This is a genomic window from Azospira sp. I09 (assembly GCF_009177135.1).
GTDB lineage: Bacteria > Pseudomonadota > Gammaproteobacteria > Burkholderiales > Rhodocyclaceae > Azospira > Azospira oryzae.
The window spans coordinates 1851981-1866602 of sequence record NZ_AP021844.1 but is presented as its reverse complement, the minus strand read 5'-3'; the positions used below and the strand labels follow the sequence as shown (position 1 = coordinate 1866602).

The following is a 14622-nucleotide window of genomic DNA, read 5'->3' as shown; positions in this document are numbered from 1 at the left end:
TGGTGCCGCCTTTAGTGCCCGGAATTGATCTGGGTTATGTTTTTGTATTATTCCAAAGTGCTAAATGGGCCCTTCCAAAAATAGGAGGGGACAACATGGCACGCAAGCTGACGGTGGGAGGGCGGCTGGCCCTGGGCTTCGGGATCTTTTCCCTGATCCTGACGGCCGCGGTCCTGGTGGCGCTGCAGGCCCTGGCCCGGGTGAACGAGCAGGTGGAGAAAATGGCCGCCAAGGACTGGCAGAAGGTGGAGATGGCCAAGGACATTGCCTACGCTGCCAACGATGTGGCCCGCACCATGTTCTCCCTGTTCCACGACACCTCCCGCCTGGTCGAGCAGAAACAGAAGATCGTCGGCTACCGGGACATGGTGAACCAGCGCCTGGATATCCTGGAAAAGCTGCTTTACCGCCCCAAGGGCAAGCAGCTGGTGGCCGACCTGAAGACCAAGCGCCTGGCCTTTGCCGGCACCTATCCGAAGGTCCTGGAACTGCTGGAAGCCGGGCGGCGGGAAGAGGCCAGCCGCCTCTTCGCCAGCGAGGGCATGCCCCAGCTGGAAGCCTACGTGCAGGCCGTAGATGCCTTCGTTGCCTTCCAGGGCGAGCTGTTCGAGGAATCCGCCGTCACGGCCCGGGAGGTCTACGCCCAGGCCCGCAACCTGATGCTGGTCTTCCTGGCGGCCGCCATCGTCCTGGCCACGGCCCTGGCGTTGTGGATCATCCGCAGCGTCACCCGGCCCCTGGGGGGCGAGCCCGAGGAGGCCAAGGCCCTGGTGCAGCGTCTGGCCGAGGGCGACCTCAGCGCCGACCTGCGCCTGCATCCCCAGGACCGGGGCGACAGCCTGATGGCCGCCCTGGCCACCATGCGCAACAGCCTGCGGGCCATGGTGGGCGAGATCCAGGGCAATGCGGGGGAGGTGTCCGAGGCGGCGCGGGACCTGTCGGTGAATTCGGTGCAGCTGGCCCAGAGCTCGGCGACCCAGAGCGAAGCCACGGCTGCCATGGCGGCGGCGGTGGAACAGGTGACGGTGAGCATCGCCCAGGTCAGCGACAGCGCCAGCCATACCCATGCCATTTCCGACAGCACCGGCCAGCTTTCCGGCGACGGCCACGACGTCATTCTGCGCACCGTGGCGGAGATGCAGGCCGTGGCGGTGGCGGTGGGCGGCGCGGCCCGCTCCATCGAGGCCATGGGCAGCCGCTCCGAGCAGATTTCCAGCGTGGTCCAGGTGATCCGCATGGTGGCCGAGCAGACCAATCTGCTGGCCCTCAATGCGGCCATCGAGGCCGCCCGGGCCGGGGAGGCAGGGCGGGGCTTCGCCGTGGTGGCGGACGAGGTGCGCAAGCTGGCGGAACGGACCGCCCTGGCCACCACGGAAATCAGCGACATGATCGCCGGCGTCCAGGATGCCGCCCGGGAGGCGGTGGACGCCATGGGCGGGGCCACGGCCCGGGTCGAGCAGGGCGTCGCCATGGCCGAGCAGGCCAGCGACTCCATGCAGGCCATCCGCAGCAGTTCCCAGGAAGTGGTGGCGGCGGTCAATACCATCGCCGACGCCCTGCGGGAGCAGAAGCATGCCGGCGGCGACATTTCCGCCAATGTGGAAAAGGTGGCCCAGATGGTGGAGGAAAACAGCGCCGCCACCCACGAAGCGGCCGATACGGCGCGGCGCCTGGAAGCCCTGGCCCAGGCCCTGCACCAGACCTTGCGGCGCTTCCGCCTGGAAGCGCACTCCGCCTAGGCCTGAGTGCCGTCCGAGGCGGCCGGAAGCGCCCCCGGAGGCTCAGGCGGCGGGTTGCAGCTTGGCCGTCAGTTCCTCGTAGGCCCGTACCGCCTCAGCGGCATACATCAGGGTGGGGCCGCCGCCCATGTAGGCACAGATGCCCAGGGTTTCCATCAGCTGTTCCTTGGTCACGCCGAGGCGGATCAGGGCCTTCACGTGGAAGCCGATACAGGCGTCGCAACGACTGGCGACGCCGATGGCCAGGGCGATCAGCTCCTTGTGCAGCTCGTCGATGGCCCCGCCCTGGAGGGCGCCCTTGGCCATGGCGTTGAAGCCCTGCATGGTGTCCGGGATTTCCTTGCGCAGGGTGGCGAGAGCCTTGGAAACGTCGCCGGTGATGGTGGTGAAGGACTTGCTCATGGCTGCTCCTGATATATGAGGTTTTTCTGATATTCCAAGTATGGGCAGGGCCGGGCGCCCTGTATGTGACCTGGGTCACCTTGCCCTGCCGGGCCGACTGGTTCATGCTTCGATTCATGCGTCCAATCCTCCTCATCCTTCTGCTGCCCCTGCTGCTGGCTGCCTGCGGCGGCCAGCCCCTGCGCCCCGGCGAGACCTCCCGCGATCAGGTGGTGGCCGCCTGGGGGGCGCCCACCGTGCGCTTCCCCGAGGCCGACGGCGGCGAGCGCCTGCTCTATGCCACCGCCCCCCTGGGTTTCGTCACCCGGGTGCTGGTCTTCGCTCCGGACGGCAAACTGCGCTCCCTGCACAATGCCCTGGTGGAGGAAGAGTTCGCCAAGGTGCGGGCCGGGGAGGACGGCAAGGAGGAAATCCTGAGCCGCTTCGGACCGCCGACCTGGGTGCAGTTCTTCGAGTGGCGCAATGAGCTGGTGTGGGAATGGCGCTACTGCGACGTGTGGGCCATGCCGGCCCGCTTCAACGTGCTGTTCGACGGCACCACCGGTATCGTGCGCAGTACCCTGACCGTGCGCGAGGACACCTGGCGCCTGCCCAGCTATTGCAGCCGCTGACGGCCGCCGGGGCGGCTATCCCGGTGCGCCTGCCTGCGGCGCCGCACCAGCCTTGGGCAGCCCCTGTCCCCGGAGTGATTTGGAGGTGGTTGGGTAAGTGTCTGATGCAACGCAATAAATTGTTTTGGCATGGCCGGGTGATTGAATTGGCATAAGGTTTGCAGGAGTGCATCCATTCGAAAAATTAAATGAATGGAGAGCACATGCGACCGCCCGCGTTTTCCCCGCTGTTGACCGTCCTGAGCAAGCTGCCGCCCCTGTTTCTGCTGCGCTGGCTCGTTTCCCTGTCTCTCTTCCTTTCCGTCGGCACGCCGGCCCTGGCCCAGTATTCGGATACCGTGGGCCTGGCGCCCGGGGCCATGATTGCCCAGGCCAGCGAAGTGCCGCCCGCCGAGCCGGCCCCCCCGGCGCTGGCCGTGGTGGCGGAGAAGATGCCCCTGCCGGCCCATGCCGATGGGGCCAACACGGCCTGGATGCTGACCTCCTCGACCCTGGTGCTGCTCATGACCCTGCCCGGGGTGGCCCTGTTCTACGCCGGCATGGTGCGCAAGAAGAACGTGCTGTCCACCATGACCCAGGTCTTTGCCGTGGCCGCCGTGGTCACCCTGACCTGGATGGCCCTCGGCTACACCCTGGCCCTGCGCCCCGGCAGCGCTTTCGTCGGCGGCATGGACCGGCTGCTGCTGCACGGCCTCAGCCTGGATGGCCTGGCCGGCGTCAGCGAGGCGCCCATCCCGGAAACCGTCTATTTCATGTTCCAGCTGACCTTCGCCATCATCACCACGGCCCTGGTGGTGGGGGCTTTTGCCGAGCGCATGCGCTTTTCCGCCCTGCTGCTGTTCGCCGCCCTGTGGTCCCTTGCCGTCTATGCCCCGGTGGCCCACTGGGTGTGGGAGCCGGATGGCTGGCTGGCCCGGATGGGGGTGCTGGATTACGCCGGCGGCACGGTGGTGCACGTCAATGCGGGGGTTGCCGGCCTGGTGGCAGCCATCCTCATCGGCAAGCGCCTGGGCTACGGCAGCGAACCCATGATGCCCCATAGCCTGGCCTTCTCCGTGGTGGGGGCGGCCCTGCTGTGGGTCGGCTGGTTCGGCTTCAACGCCGGTTCGGCCCTGGCGGCCGATTCCCGGGCCGGCATGGCCATGCTGGTGACCCAGGTGGCCTCGGCTGCCGCCGCCATGTCCTGGATGGTGGTGGAGTGGGTGGTACGGGGCCGGCCCAGCGCCCTGGGCATCATTTCCGGCGCCGTCGGCGGCCTGGTGGCGGTGACTCCGGCTTCCGGTTTCGTCGAGCCCAGCGGCGCCTTCTTCATCGGCATTGCCGGCGGCCTCACCTGCTATGTGGGGGCCACGGCCCTGAAGCGGGTCTTCGGCTACGACGACTCCCTCGACGTGTTCGGCATCCACGCCGTCGGTGGCATCGTCGGCGCCCTGATGACCGGCGTCTTCGCCAGTCCGGCCATCGGCGGCGCCCACGGTTCGGTTCTGAAGCAGCTGCTGGGTGTCAGCGCCACCGCCCTCTTCAGCGCCGTGGCCACGGCCGCCGTGCTGGTGGTGGTGAGCCTGCTGGTGGGCCTGCGGGTGGAGGAGGACGAGGAGCGTGACGGCCTCGACATTTCCCAGCACGGCGAGCATCTGGAATGAGGACGCAACGGCCATGAGCAGCGACAGTGAAATATTCGCCCTGATCGGGCGCATCCACGTACTGATGCGGCGCAGCCTCAACCGCATCACCGATGTGGATTACATGAAGGAAAACAAGGAATACGCCCGGGCCATCGTGGCCCTGGCCGAAGGCTCGGGCCAGGAGGAACTGGCCCAACTGGCGGGCAAGCTGCGCCAAGCCATGGCGCTGGACCCGGCCGAGCCTGTGGCTGCGGCCCCGGAGCCCAAGGCCAAGTATCTGTTCACTCTGCGCTAGGGCGGGGCGACCGGAAGGCGCCTAGAAGGCGGCGAGGCGGGCGTTGGCCAGGGCCAGGCGGCTGGCCAGTACTTCCAGGAAGGACTGGTAGAAGTGCATGCGGCAGGTTTCCGACGCCTTGTGCAGGGCTTCGCCCTTGACCGTGACGATCTTGGCCTGGGTCAGGGCCACCACGTCGGCGCCGCGGGTCTTGTGGCCGCCGGCGATGACCGCCATCTCGCCGAAGCAGTCGCCGGCGGTGAGCAGGTTGAGGATCTTGCCGCCCTTGGTCACCTTCAGTTCCCCTTCGGCCAGGAAACAGAAGAAGTCGCCCTTTTCGCCATCGCGCATGATGACGTCTCCCGGCGTCACCTTGTCCCAGCGGGAGAAGCGCAGCACCTCCCAGATCTCCACGTCGGAGAAGCCGGCGAAGAAGGGCAGGGCGCGCAGGGTGTCGAACTTCTCCGTGTCGGCGAACTCGTCCTGCCGGGCCTGCAGCTGCTTGTTGCGCACGGCCTGGGCCAGGTCGTGGGCGAATTCCTCCCAGGTGGCGTAGCGGTCGTCCAGGTCCTTGGCCATGGCCTTCTGCACGATGGCCTCCAGGGCCGGCGGCAGGTCGTGGCGCAACTGGCCGGGCGGCGTCGGCGCCAGATGGATGATCTGGTACACCATGTTGTAGTTGGTGCTGGCCTGGAAGGGCAGCTGGCCGGTGAGCATCTGGTACATCACCACGCCCAGGGAATAGATGTCGGTGCGGTGGTCCAGGGGCTGTTCCTTGACCTGCTGGGGCGACATGTAGGCCGGGGAGCCGATGCCCGAGACCTGGGTGCGGTCGGTGCCGGCGGTGAGGGCGGCGCCGAAGTCGGAAATCTTGATGTCGCCGGAGAAGCCCCGGGCATCCGATTCGGCCAGGAGAATGTTGGCCGGCTTGATGTCCCGGTGGGTGATGCCGAGGCGGAAGGCGAAATCCAGGGCCCGGGTGCATTTGAAGATGATCTCCACCACCCGCTCCACCGGCAGCAGCTTGGCGAGGTCGCAGAAATCCTCCAGGGTGCCGCCGGGCACGTACTCCATGACGATGTAGGCCAGGTTCTCCTCCACCACCGCGTCGTAGATCTGCACGATGTGGGGATGGTTGAGCTTGCCGGCGAGGGAGGCTTCGTTGAGGAAGAGGTGGGAGTAGAGCTTGCCCCGTTCCGGGTCCTTGAGGACTTCGGGAAAGGCCAGCTTGACCGCCACGTCGCGGTCGGCGAAGGAATCGTGGGCGAGGAACACGGTGCTGGTGGCACCGCGGCCCAGTTCCCGGATGACGTCGTACTTGCCGATCTTTTCCATGGGACGGTCAGGCTCCATGTTTGTTATTGCAGGCGGCGACAGCTGAAGCGGGATGAGGCAGGTGAGGCGGAATGCGGGCGGGGACTGCTTGCCCCGCTGCTCCGCCGGGGCGGCGGAGCAGCGCTGTGTTGCTATTGTTGCTAGCTTACACCCGGGCCTTGGCCCGGGCGATGGCGGCCTTGACCTGTTCGGGGGCGGTGCCGCCGATGTGGTTGCGGGCGGCCAGGGAGCCTTCGATGGTCAGACAGGTGGCCACGTCGCTCTGCACCAGGGGGGAGAAGGCCTGCAGCTCGGCCAGGGTGAGGTCGGCCAGGTCCTTGCCCTGGGTCTCGGCGGCCTTGACGGCGGCGCCGACGACTTCGTGGGCTTCGCGGAAGGGCAGGCCCTTCTTCACCAGGTAGTCGGCCAGGTCGGTGGCGGTGGCAAAACCTTCGGCCAGGGCACCGCGCATGCGCTCGGGCCGGGCCTCGATGCCGCCCATCATGTCGGCGAAGATGCGCAGGGTGTCGATGACCGTATCGGCGGCGTCGAACAGGGGTTCCTTGTCTTCCTGATTGTCCTTGTTGTAGGCCAGGGGCTGGCCCTTCATCAGGGTCAGCATGGAGATGAGGCTGCCGTTCACCCGGCCGGTCTTGCCCCGGGCCAGTTCCGGCACGTCCGGGTTCTTCTTCTGGGGCATGATGGAAGAGCCGGTGCAGAAGCGGTCGGCGATCTTGACGTAGCCGAAGCGGGGGTTCATCCACAGCACCAGTTCTTCCGAGAGGCGGGAGAAGTGGGTCATCAGCAGGGAGGCGGCGGCGCAGAATTCGATGCCGAAGTCCCGGTCGGAAACGGCATCCAGGGAGTTTTCGCAGACGCCGTCGAAGCCCAGCTGGGCGGCGACGAATTCCCGGTCGATGGGGTAGGTGGTGCCGGCCAGGGCGGCGGCGCCCAGGGGCAGGCGGTTCACCCGCTTGCGACAGTCGAGGAAGCGCTCCTTGTCCCGCTGGGTCATTTCGAAGTAAGCCAGCAGATGGTGGCCGAAGGTCACCGGCTGGGCCACCTGCAGGTGGGTGGAGCCGGGCATGGGGGTGGCGGCCTCCTTCTCGGCCAGGACCAGCAGGGCGGTCTGGAAAGCCTTGATCAGTTCGACGATGGAGTCGATGGTGTCGCGCAGCCAGAGGCGGATGTCGGTGGCCACCTGGTCATTGCGGGAGCGGCCGGTGTGCAGGCGCTTGCCGGCGTCGCCCACCAGGGTGGTGAGGCGCTTTTCGATATTGAGGTGCACGTCCTCCAGGTCCAGGGACCATTCGAACTTGCCGGATTCGATCTCCTCCACGATCTGGGCCATGCCCTTCTCGATGTCGGCCAGGTCGGCGGCGGCGATGATGCCCTGCTTGGCCAGCATGCGGGCGTGGGCCAGGGAGCCGTTGATGTCCTGGCGCCACAGGCGCTGGTCGAAATCGACGGAGGCGGTGTAGCGCTTGACCAGGTCGGACATGGGCTCGGAGAAACGGCCGGCCCAGGTGTAGGAGGAGTTCTGTTGGGTCATGATATGTGGGAAACTTGGGACGAATTTGAGGCAAACCGGAGCAAAGAGGCGCAAAGCTGGAATTTCGCCGCCATTTGCCAGGAAAAGCCGCTGAAAACTGCACGGAAAGCGCAAATAAGTTGGCAAGTATAAAGCAAAACCCCGCTGCTCATCCCCTGCCGGACTGCCGCAATCTGGGCGTCATGCTGCGCATCCTGCTGGGGGCCAACCTGCTGGTGGCCGCCGCTGCCCTGCTGCTGGCGCCCCGTCTGGAGGACTGGCCCCAGCGCCTGGTGGAGCTGGCCACCTGGTGCGAACCCTTGCTGCTGTCCACCCTGGGCCTGCTGGCCCTGGGCCGGGACTGGCTGTGGCGCCTCAGGCCCCGGGCCGGCCAGGCCTTGGTGCTGTTGCTGGTGATGGCCCAGGCCCTGCTGTTCTTCGACTTCTGGCGTTTCATGGGCCTCATCGAAGGCGGCTGGGGCGCTGCCCTGCGGGCGGCCCTGCTGGCGGCGGCGGCGACCCTGCCCCTGCTCCTCTATTTCAGCCTGCGGGCCCGGGCCTTCTCCCCCGCCGTGGCCGAGGCCCGCCTGCAGGCCCTGACCGCCCGCATCCGCCCCCACTTCCTCTTCAACAGCCTCAACGCCGTGCTCTCCCTCATCCGCCAGGACCCGCGGCGGGCCGAGACGGCCCTGGAGGAACTGGCCGACCTGTTCCGCGCCCTGATGCGGGATGCCCGCAATCTCTCGCCCCTGTCCGACGAAATCGCCCTCTGCCGCCAATACCTGGGGCTGGAAAAGCTGCGCCTGGGCGAGCGGCTCAAGGTGGAGTGGGACATCGTGGATGTGCCCGACGACGCCCTGGTGCCGCCCCTGATGCTGCAGCCCCTGCTGGAGAACGCCGTCTACCACGGCATCGAGCCCGGGGAGGGCAGCGGCACCATCCATATCGGCTTTTCCCGCCAGGGCGACGCCATGGTGGCGGAACTGACCAATCCCTGTCCCCCGGGCCAGGGTCACCATGCTGGCAACCGCATGGCCCTGGCCAACATCCGGGAGCGCCTGGACCTCTACTACGACCTGGAGGCGCGCCTGGAAAGCAGCGAACAGAACGGCACCTACCGGGTGCGCATCACCCTTCCCCTGCGGAGACCGTTGCCATGACCGAGCCCACGCCCGCCCCTCTCAGCATCGTCCTGGTGGACGACGAAGCGCCGGCCCGCCGGCGCATGGGCACCCTGCTGGAGGACCTGGCCCTGGAGCTGCCGACCCGGGTGGTGGGGGAGGCCGGCGACGGCGAAGCGGCCCTGGAACTGATCCAGCAGGTGCAGCCCGACGTGGTGCTGGTGGACATCCGCATGCCCAAGATGGACGGCCTGGAGCTGGCCCGCCACCTGGCCGGCCTGCCGCGGCCGCCGGCGGTGATCTTCGCCACCGCCTACGACAGCCACGCCGTCCAGGCCTTCGACCTCAATGCGGTGGATTACCTGCTCAAGCCGGTGCGTCTGGCCCGCCTCCAGGCCGCCCTGGAAAAGGCCCGGCTGGTGGGTCCCCTCACCGCCGAACGTCTGGCCAAGGTGCGTCAGGAGTCCGGCCAGGGCGCCCGCCGCCACTTCTCCTGCCACGAACGGGGCCGCATCCTGCTGGTGCCGGTGCAGGAGGTGCTCTATCTCAAGGCCGATCTCAAATACGTCACCGCCCGCACCCGGGAGCGGGAATACCTGCTGGACGAGGCCCTCACCCATCTGGAACAGGAGTTCGCCGAGCGCTTCATCCGCCTGCACCGCAGCGTGCTGGTGGCCAAGGACGCCCTGGCCGGCTTCGAGCGGGGCCAGGGGGACGGGGAGGAGGGCGGCGAACAGTGGCTGGCCCTGCTCAAGGAAGTGCCGGAAAAACTGCCGGTGAGCCGCCGCCAGTGGGCGACGGTGAAGCAGTACGCCAAGTAGGCGGTGTTTGGCGTGAGTTTTCGCTATACAGAGAGAGTGTGGGATGAAGAAATTTCTGCTGCTGCTTGCTGCCGTATTCCCTGCCTTGTCGGCCCAGGCCGCGTCCCCGTCGTCCGAGGTGGAGCTGAAGTTCGGTCCCATCGTTGGGACCTGGTCTTTCCGTTTGCCCAATGGCTGCACGGAGCGACACACCTACCGTGCGAACGGCCTTCTCTCCGGCACCAGCGGCGAGGAGTATGTGGAGGAACGCTACGAGCTGTCGGCGGTGCCGGACGTCAATGGGTTTTACACCCTGACCGGGCACAACCTGAAGGACAGCGGCGGCCCCGACTGTTCAGGCTCCAGTGAGGATTTTTCCGGCAGGGACTGGACCGTCTTCGTGCGTTTCTCGGCGGATTACGCCAAGTACGTTGCCTGCGTCGAACCCCGGCCGGATCGGTGCTGGGGCCCCTATCTCAAGGAAGCGCCGTGACCAGCCCGGCGATCGCCGGTCCCGTCTGGCCATGAAGGCGGCCACTTCCGGCAGCGCCCGGCGGCGCACCGCGCCGGTGTTCGTCGCCCTGGTCGGCCTCTACGGCCTGTTGCTGCTGCCGGGGCTGTTCTTCCCCGCCTACCTGGATTCGCCCCTGGGGCTGCTGGCGGCGATTCCCTATCTTTCCATCTACCTGTTCCACGCCCTGGGCCTCCCCGGGCTGCTGCAGCACGACGGCGCCTGCGGCTGGGGCTGGTGTGCGCCGAGCCTGGCGGGCTGGGTCTTCCTGCTGCTGCTGTGGGGCGGCCTGGCCTGGCTGGCCGCCCGGGGGCTTTGCTCCTTGCTGCCGCCTAGAGACTGAGGGCCACGGCGCCGGCGCAGAAGGCCACTACGGCCAGCAGCAGGACCTGGGTCAGTTTGTGGTGGATTTCCAGTTCCCGCAGGGTCATCTCGATTTCGGTTCCGTTCATGATTTTTCTCCGTAAAGGTCGATGGTGACGGACGCTCCCGCTTTGCTTTCAGCAAAGGCCGTGCCCGATGCGCGGTTAGGCTCCAAGGCTTGCCGTCGGTACCTCCGGGATCAAGGCAGGACGCGGCTTTTCGGGTGGTGGGAAAGGTTGGCCGGCGCGTTCCCCCGGGGGCGCTTGCCATGCACCACGGTGGCGCCTTGTTTGCTAGCGATGCACTGCCGCCGGGCGTCAGTCCCGGCGTTCCCGTCGTCTGTCCCGCGCTGCAGCGGTCCCCTATTTTTGGCACACTGCCGTTTCCTTTTGATGAACGTCCGCCCATGCTCCGCCAGCAAGCCCTTGCCGCCCTGATGCTCGATACCGTGCCCGCCAAGGTGGCGGCGGTGCTGGCCCTCGATCCGGCGGGGCCGGTGGTGCCGGGCCAGCGGCTTGTGTCAGCCGCGCCCCTGCCGGGGCGGCCACCGCGGCCCGCGCTGGTGCCGCCGGCCGAAGTGCCGCGCCGTTCCCTGTACACGGCGGAGGGACGGGCCGCCCTGCTGCACGCCATCGCCCATATCGAGTTCAACGCCATCGACCTGGCCCTGGACATCGTCTGGCGCTTCCCCGATCTGCCCGAGGATTTTTACCGGGACTGGCTGCGCATCGCCCGGGAGGAGGCCCAGCATTTCACCCTGGTGGACGACCATCTGCGCACCCTGGGCTACGCCTACGGCGACTTTGCGGCCCACCGGGGCCTGTGGGACATGGCGGAGAAGACGGCGGACGACGTGCTGGCCCGCCTAGCCCTGGTGCCCCGGGCCATGGAAGCCCGGGGGCTGGATGTGAACCGGGGCATCCGCGACAAGCTGGTGCAGGCCGGGGAGGTCGCCGCCGGCCCGATCCTGGATGTCATCCTGCGGGACGAGATCGGCCATGTGGCGGCGGGCAACCGCTGGTATCGCCACGTCTGCCGCGAGCGGGGCCTGGAGCCCCTGGCGGCGGAGGCTGAACTGGCGGCCCGCTACGGCGCCCCTAAGGTGCGGGGGCCCTTCAACCTGGAGGCGCGGCGGGCGGCCGGCTTCGATGCGGCGGAACTGGCGGCCCTGGTCGGGCGCTGATCTGACCTTGCTGAAGGCCGGGCCGGCCTGCCGCAGGCGATGGCCTGGGAGCCAGCAACGGCGGCCATCTCCGCCATGCCATGCCCGGGATGGCCGTCCTTCCTGCCTCCTGGCGGCATGCCTCGCCGCTGCCCTTGCCAGTTCCTGCACCGGCTCCGCCCTGCCTTAGAATCCGGGAGTGGGTCCGGCGTGCGTCTGCCCCGGTCGGCCCCGCCGGGCCCACGCCAGAAAACCAGAAGAGGAGACTTCCCCATGCAGCAGCATTCCCGTTTCTACATCGGCGGCCAGTGGGTCGCCCCCGACGGCAACGCCTTCATCGACGTGGAGAATCCGGCCACCGAGACGGTCATCGCCCGGGTGCCGGAAGGCACGGCCACCGACGCCGACCGGGCAGCCCGGGCCGCGGCGGCCGCCTTTCCTGCCTGGGCCGCCCTCTCCGGGGCGCAGCGGGGCGCCTTCCTGCAGAAGATCGCCGATGGTCTCAAGGCCCGCCAGGATGAGCTGGGCCGCCTCATCGCCAGCGAGGTGGGCATGCCGGTGAAACTGGCCACCCGGGTCCAGGCCGGCAATCCCATCTTCACCTTCGCCGCCTGCGCCCGCATCGCCGCCGAGGGTTTCGCCGAGGAGCGCATCGGCCATTCCCTGGTGCTGAAGGTGCCCACCGGTCCGGTGGCCTGCATCACGCCCTGGAACTTCCCCCTGCACCAGATCGCCGCCAAGGTCGGCGCCGCCCTGGCCGCCGGCTGCACGGTGGTCTTGAAGCCCTCGGAAGTGGCGCCCCTCAACGCCTTTCTCCTGGCCGAGGTGATCGAGGCGGCGGGGCTGCCTGCCGGCGTCTTCAATCTGCTCACCGGCTACGGCCCGGTGGTGGGCGAGGCCCTGGCCGCCCATCCCGCCCTGGCGGCCGTCTCCTTCACCGGCAGTACCGCCGCCGGCAAACGGGTGGCGGCGGTGGCGGCGGCCACGGTGAAGCGGGTGTCCCTGGAGCTGGGCGGCAAGTCCGCCTCCGTGGTGCTGCTGGATGCGGATCTGGCGGCGGCGGTGAAGGGCACGGTGGCCGGCTGCTTCCTCAATTCCGGCCAGGCCTGCTCGGCCCTGACCCGGCTGCTGGTGCCGCAAGAGCGCTATGCCGAGGCTGCCGCCCTGGCGGTGCAGGCCGCGGCGGCCTACACCCTGGGCGATCCCCTGGCGGAGGGGAGCCGTCTCGGTCCCCTGGTTTCCGGCCAGCAGCGGCAGCGGGTGCGGGCCATGATCGAGCAGGCCGTGGCCGACGGCGCCGAGCTGCTGTGCGGCGGCAGCGCCGCGCCGGAAGGCTTGCCCACCGGCTACTACGTGCGGCCCACGGTGTTCGGCCGGGTGCGGCCCGATGCCGCCCTGGCCCGGGAGGAGGTGTTCGGCCCGGTGCTGGCCATCCTCACCTACCGGGACGAGGCGGAGGCCGAGGCCATCGCCAACGGCACCGACTACGGCCTGGCGGCTGCCGTGTGGTCCGCCGACGAGGCCCGGGCCCTGGCCTTCGCCCGCCGCCTGCGGGCCGGCCAGGTGGATATCAACGGCGCCTTCTTCAACCTGCTGGCACCCTTCGGCGGCTTCAAGCAGTCCGGCTACGGCCGGGAGCTGGGGCGCCACGGGGTGGAGGATTTCCTGGAAACCCAGTCCATCCAGCTGCCCCAGCGGCAATAGGGCCTCTGTCGCCGCGGGTCGGCCAGGCGCGGGGCAGGTGCCCCGGCCCTGGCCGCCTCCGGCCTTAATACCAGTACTTGGGATAGCTGCCCCGCTGCCGGGCGTTGTTGACCGCCAGGGCGCAGGCAACGATGACCAGGGCGCCCAGCAGTACCGGGCTGATGAGAAAGCCCAGGGCCGGCTTGGTCGCTAGGACCAGCAGCGGATTGGCGCCGGCGGGAGCGTGCACCGTGCGCGTCCATTGCATCAGACCCAGGGCCAGTCCCACTGCCAGGGCCGAGGCCAGCCAGCCGTCCCCCAGGGTATGCAGCACCGCCAGGCCGCCGACGATGTTGCGCGGCTGGGCCAGGGGGCTGTCGGGCAGGCCGAAGGCCAGCACGCAGGTGGCGCCGAAGGGCGCCATGAGCCAGGGAGTGCCGCTCCACAGGCTGAGTCCGGCGATGCTGCCGATGGCCACGGCGGCACCGAGCATGGAAATGGCGATATAGGCCAGGGGTGGCGCGGGCGGCGCCTTGGCGGCGGACAACGGGAGCATGGGCATTCCTCGGGAATTGATGTAGACAGGTCTGTATATTGCGCAAGACAGATCTGTCTGTCAATGTGGCGTCATTCCGTTTTTCAGCCACCGCTTCCTGGAGCGCCCATGTCCGACACACTGCTGGCCCCGCCCGACGATCCCAACCCGGAAGGGGCCCGGGCCCGCATCCTGGAAACCGCTTCCCGGCTCTTCTACCAGCACGGCCTGCGGGGCGTCGGCATCGACCGCATCATTGCCGAGTCCGGCGTGGCAAAGATGAGCTTCTACCGCCACTTCCCGGCCAAGGACGACCTCATCCGGGCTTACCTGGAAGGGCGCCACCGGCGCTGGCTGGCCGGCTTCCAGGCCCGTCTGGCGGCCCGGCCGCCGGAACTGGCCACCGTTGCCGACATCCTGCTGGCCTGGGCGGTGGAGCCGGACTACCGGGGCTGCGCCTTCATCAACGCGGTGGCGGAAGTGGGGGAGGGCATCGCCGGTGTCGCCGCCATTGCCCGGGCCCACAAGGATGACCTGCAGCGCCTCCTGGCCGAGTGGCTGGCCCCCCGCCTGGGCGAGCGGGCCCCCATGGCGGCCCGCTGCGCCATGGTGGTGGTGGAAGGGCTGATCGTGCGCAGCCAGATGGGCGAAGGCGAACTGCTGGCCGACGACGGGCGCTGGTTGTTGCAGCGTGTTGAAGCGGAGTTTGGCGCCGAATAGTCCGTATATCGACGTAAGTGTTTGGCCGACTACCCCCGGCCGGGGGTTGGGCTAGACTGGCGCCATCATCTTTGTGCCCCATATTGGTGCAGCCATTATGCCGTCAGCTTTTTTTGCCGCCATTTTTTTCCGGGGCGCCCGCCGTGGCGAGGCCCTGATGGCGGCTGCGCGGCAGCCGGTGGCGCAGTCCGGGTGGGGCGGCCGGCGTTTCCCGGCCTGTCTCCCGCCGGC

15 protein-coding genes are annotated in these 14622 nt (G+C 68.3%); 11 read left to right on the top strand and 4 right to left on the bottom strand.

Annotated features, from left to right (window positions below; genetic code table 11):
• Positions 1 to 95 precede the first annotated feature (95 nt).
• Entirely contained in the window at positions 96 to 1739 is a 1644-nt protein-coding gene (locus AZSP09_RS08670) for a methyl-accepting chemotaxis protein (protein ID WP_152089786.1), read from the top strand.
• A gap of 42 nt (positions 1740 to 1781) precedes the next feature.
• Here AZSP09_RS08670 and AZSP09_RS08665 read toward each other — a convergent pair whose 3' ends face one another.
• Positions 1782 to 2141 (bottom strand): carboxymuconolactone decarboxylase family protein, encoded by a 360-nt coding sequence (locus AZSP09_RS08665; protein WP_014235241.1) that lies wholly within the window; start codon positions 2139 to 2141, stop codon positions 1782 to 1784.
• 116 nt (positions 2142 to 2257) lie between these two features.
• Here AZSP09_RS08665 and AZSP09_RS08660 point away from each other — a divergent pair, with 116 nt between their 5' ends.
• The 3 genes from AZSP09_RS08660 to AZSP09_RS08650 all read left to right on the top strand — a co-directional run bounded on the left by AZSP09_RS08660 (position 2258) and on the right by AZSP09_RS08650 (position 4672).
• Positions 2258 to 2752 (top strand): hypothetical protein, encoded by a 495-nt coding sequence (locus tag AZSP09_RS08660; protein ID WP_152089785.1) that lies wholly within the window; start codon positions 2258 to 2260, stop codon positions 2750 to 2752.
• A gap of 203 nt (positions 2753 to 2955) precedes the next feature.
• A complete protein-coding gene (locus AZSP09_RS08655) occupies positions 2956 to 4395 on the top strand; it encodes an ammonium transporter (protein WP_152089784.1) in 1440 nt (479 codons plus the stop codon).
• Positions 4396 to 4408: 13 nt separating this feature from the next.
• Entirely contained in the window at positions 4409 to 4672 is a 264-nt protein-coding gene (locus AZSP09_RS08650; protein WP_014235238.1) for a hypothetical protein, read from the top strand.
• A 21-nt stretch (positions 4673 to 4693) separates the two neighbouring features.
• Here the strand turns inward: AZSP09_RS08650 and AZSP09_RS08645 are convergent, their stop codons facing one another.
• On the bottom strand, positions 4694 to 6004 hold the full coding sequence (locus AZSP09_RS08645) for a protein kinase domain-containing protein (RefSeq protein WP_232058873.1): 1311 nt from the start codon (positions 6002 to 6004) through the stop codon (positions 4694 to 4696).
• A gap of 127 nt (positions 6005 to 6131) precedes the next feature.
• On the bottom strand, positions 6132 to 7517 hold the full coding sequence (gene argH / locus AZSP09_RS08640) for an argininosuccinate lyase (protein ID WP_014235236.1): 1386 nt from the start codon (positions 7515 to 7517) through the stop codon (positions 6132 to 6134).
• Between the two features lie 182 nt (positions 7518 to 7699).
• On the opposite strand from argH, the gene AZSP09_RS08635 reads away from it, so the two are divergent.
• The 6 genes from AZSP09_RS08635 to AZSP09_RS08610 all read left to right on the top strand — a co-directional run bounded on the left by AZSP09_RS08635 (position 7700) and on the right by AZSP09_RS08610 (position 13157).
• Positions 7700 to 8656 carry a sensor histidine kinase gene (locus AZSP09_RS08635; protein ID WP_152089783.1) on the top strand — a complete coding sequence of 319 codons (957 nt, stop codon included), beginning with the start codon at positions 7700 to 7702 and terminating at the stop codon, positions 8654 to 8656.
• Entirely contained in the window at positions 8653 to 9438 is a 786-nt protein-coding gene (locus tag AZSP09_RS08630) for a LytR/AlgR family response regulator transcription factor (protein WP_014235234.1), read from the top strand. The genes AZSP09_RS08635 and AZSP09_RS08630 overlap by 4 nt, the downstream gene beginning before the upstream one ends.
• Positions 9439 to 9481: 43 nt before the next feature.
• A complete protein-coding gene (locus tag AZSP09_RS08625; RefSeq protein ID WP_152089782.1) occupies positions 9482 to 9910 on the top strand; it encodes a hypothetical protein in 429 nt (142 codons plus the stop codon).
• Positions 9911 to 9941: 31 nt separating this feature from the next.
• Positions 9942 to 10271: a hypothetical protein gene (locus AZSP09_RS08620; RefSeq protein ID WP_152089781.1), complete on the top strand. Its 330-nt coding sequence runs from the start codon at positions 9942 to 9944 to the stop codon at positions 10269 to 10271.
• A gap of 426 nt (positions 10272 to 10697) precedes the next feature.
• The gene (locus AZSP09_RS08615; RefSeq protein WP_152089780.1) at positions 10698 to 11474 is read left to right on the top strand and encodes a ferritin-like domain-containing protein; all 777 of its coding nucleotides are present in this window, start codon (positions 10698 to 10700) and stop codon (positions 11472 to 11474) included.
• 252 nt (positions 11475 to 11726) lie between these two features.
• A complete protein-coding gene (locus AZSP09_RS08610) occupies positions 11727 to 13157 on the top strand; it encodes an aldehyde dehydrogenase family protein (protein ID WP_152089779.1) in 1431 nt (476 codons plus the stop codon).
• A gap of 64 nt (positions 13158 to 13221) precedes the next feature.
• Here AZSP09_RS08610 and AZSP09_RS08605 read toward each other — a convergent pair whose 3' ends face one another.
• Entirely contained in the window at positions 13222 to 13692 is a 471-nt protein-coding gene (locus AZSP09_RS08605) for an HPP family protein (protein ID WP_152089778.1), read from the bottom strand.
• Positions 13693 to 13800: 108 nt separating this feature from the next.
• Here AZSP09_RS08605 and AZSP09_RS08600 point away from each other — a divergent pair, with 108 nt between their 5' ends.
• On the top strand, positions 13801 to 14391 hold the full coding sequence (locus AZSP09_RS08600; protein WP_152089777.1) for a TetR/AcrR family transcriptional regulator: 591 nt from the start codon (positions 13801 to 13803) through the stop codon (positions 14389 to 14391).
• The last annotated feature ends 231 nt before the right edge of the window (positions 14392 to 14622 follow it).

Excerpts from the sequence above, each read along its gene's own strand:
- AZSP09_RS08670 (WP_152089786.1), top strand. The coding sequence starts at position 96 with ATGGCACGCAAGCTGACGGTGGGAGGGCGGCTGGCCCTGGGCTTCGGG.
- AZSP09_RS08665 (WP_014235241.1), bottom strand. The coding sequence starts at position 2,141 with ATGAGCAAGTCCTTCACCACCATCACCGGCGACGTTTCCAAGGCTCTC.
- AZSP09_RS08660 (WP_152089785.1), top strand. The coding sequence starts at position 2,258 with ATGCGTCCAATCCTCCTCATCCTTCTGCTGCCCCTGCTGCTGGCTGCC.
- AZSP09_RS08655 (WP_152089784.1), top strand. The coding sequence starts at position 2,956 with ATGCGACCGCCCGCGTTTTCCCCGCTGTTGACCGTCCTGAGCAAGCTG.
- AZSP09_RS08650 (WP_014235238.1), top strand. The coding sequence starts at position 4,409 with ATGAGCAGCGACAGTGAAATATTCGCCCTGATCGGGCGCATCCACGTA.
- AZSP09_RS08645 (WP_232058873.1), bottom strand. The coding sequence starts at position 6,004 with ATGGAGCCTGACCGTCCCATGGAAAAGATCGGCAAGTACGACGTCATC.
- argH (WP_014235236.1), bottom strand. The coding sequence starts at position 7,517 with ATGACCCAACAGAACTCCTCCTACACCTGGGCCGGCCGTTTCTCCGAG.
- AZSP09_RS08635 (WP_152089783.1), top strand. The coding sequence starts at position 7,700 with ATGCTGCGCATCCTGCTGGGGGCCAACCTGCTGGTGGCCGCCGCTGCC.
- AZSP09_RS08630 (WP_014235234.1), top strand. The coding sequence starts at position 8,653 with ATGACCGAGCCCACGCCCGCCCCTCTCAGCATCGTCCTGGTGGACGAC.
- AZSP09_RS08625 (WP_152089782.1), top strand. The coding sequence starts at position 9,482 with ATGAAGAAATTTCTGCTGCTGCTTGCTGCCGTATTCCCTGCCTTGTCG.
- AZSP09_RS08620 (WP_152089781.1), top strand. The coding sequence starts at position 9,942 with ATGAAGGCGGCCACTTCCGGCAGCGCCCGGCGGCGCACCGCGCCGGTG.
- AZSP09_RS08615 (WP_152089780.1), top strand. The coding sequence starts at position 10,698 with ATGCTCCGCCAGCAAGCCCTTGCCGCCCTGATGCTCGATACCGTGCCC.
- AZSP09_RS08610 (WP_152089779.1), top strand. The coding sequence starts at position 11,727 with ATGCAGCAGCATTCCCGTTTCTACATCGGCGGCCAGTGGGTCGCCCCC.
- AZSP09_RS08605 (WP_152089778.1), bottom strand. The coding sequence starts at position 13,692 with ATGCTCCCGTTGTCCGCCGCCAAGGCGCCGCCCGCGCCACCCCTGGCC.
- AZSP09_RS08600 (WP_152089777.1), top strand. The coding sequence starts at position 13,801 with ATGTCCGACACACTGCTGGCCCCGCCCGACGATCCCAACCCGGAAGGG.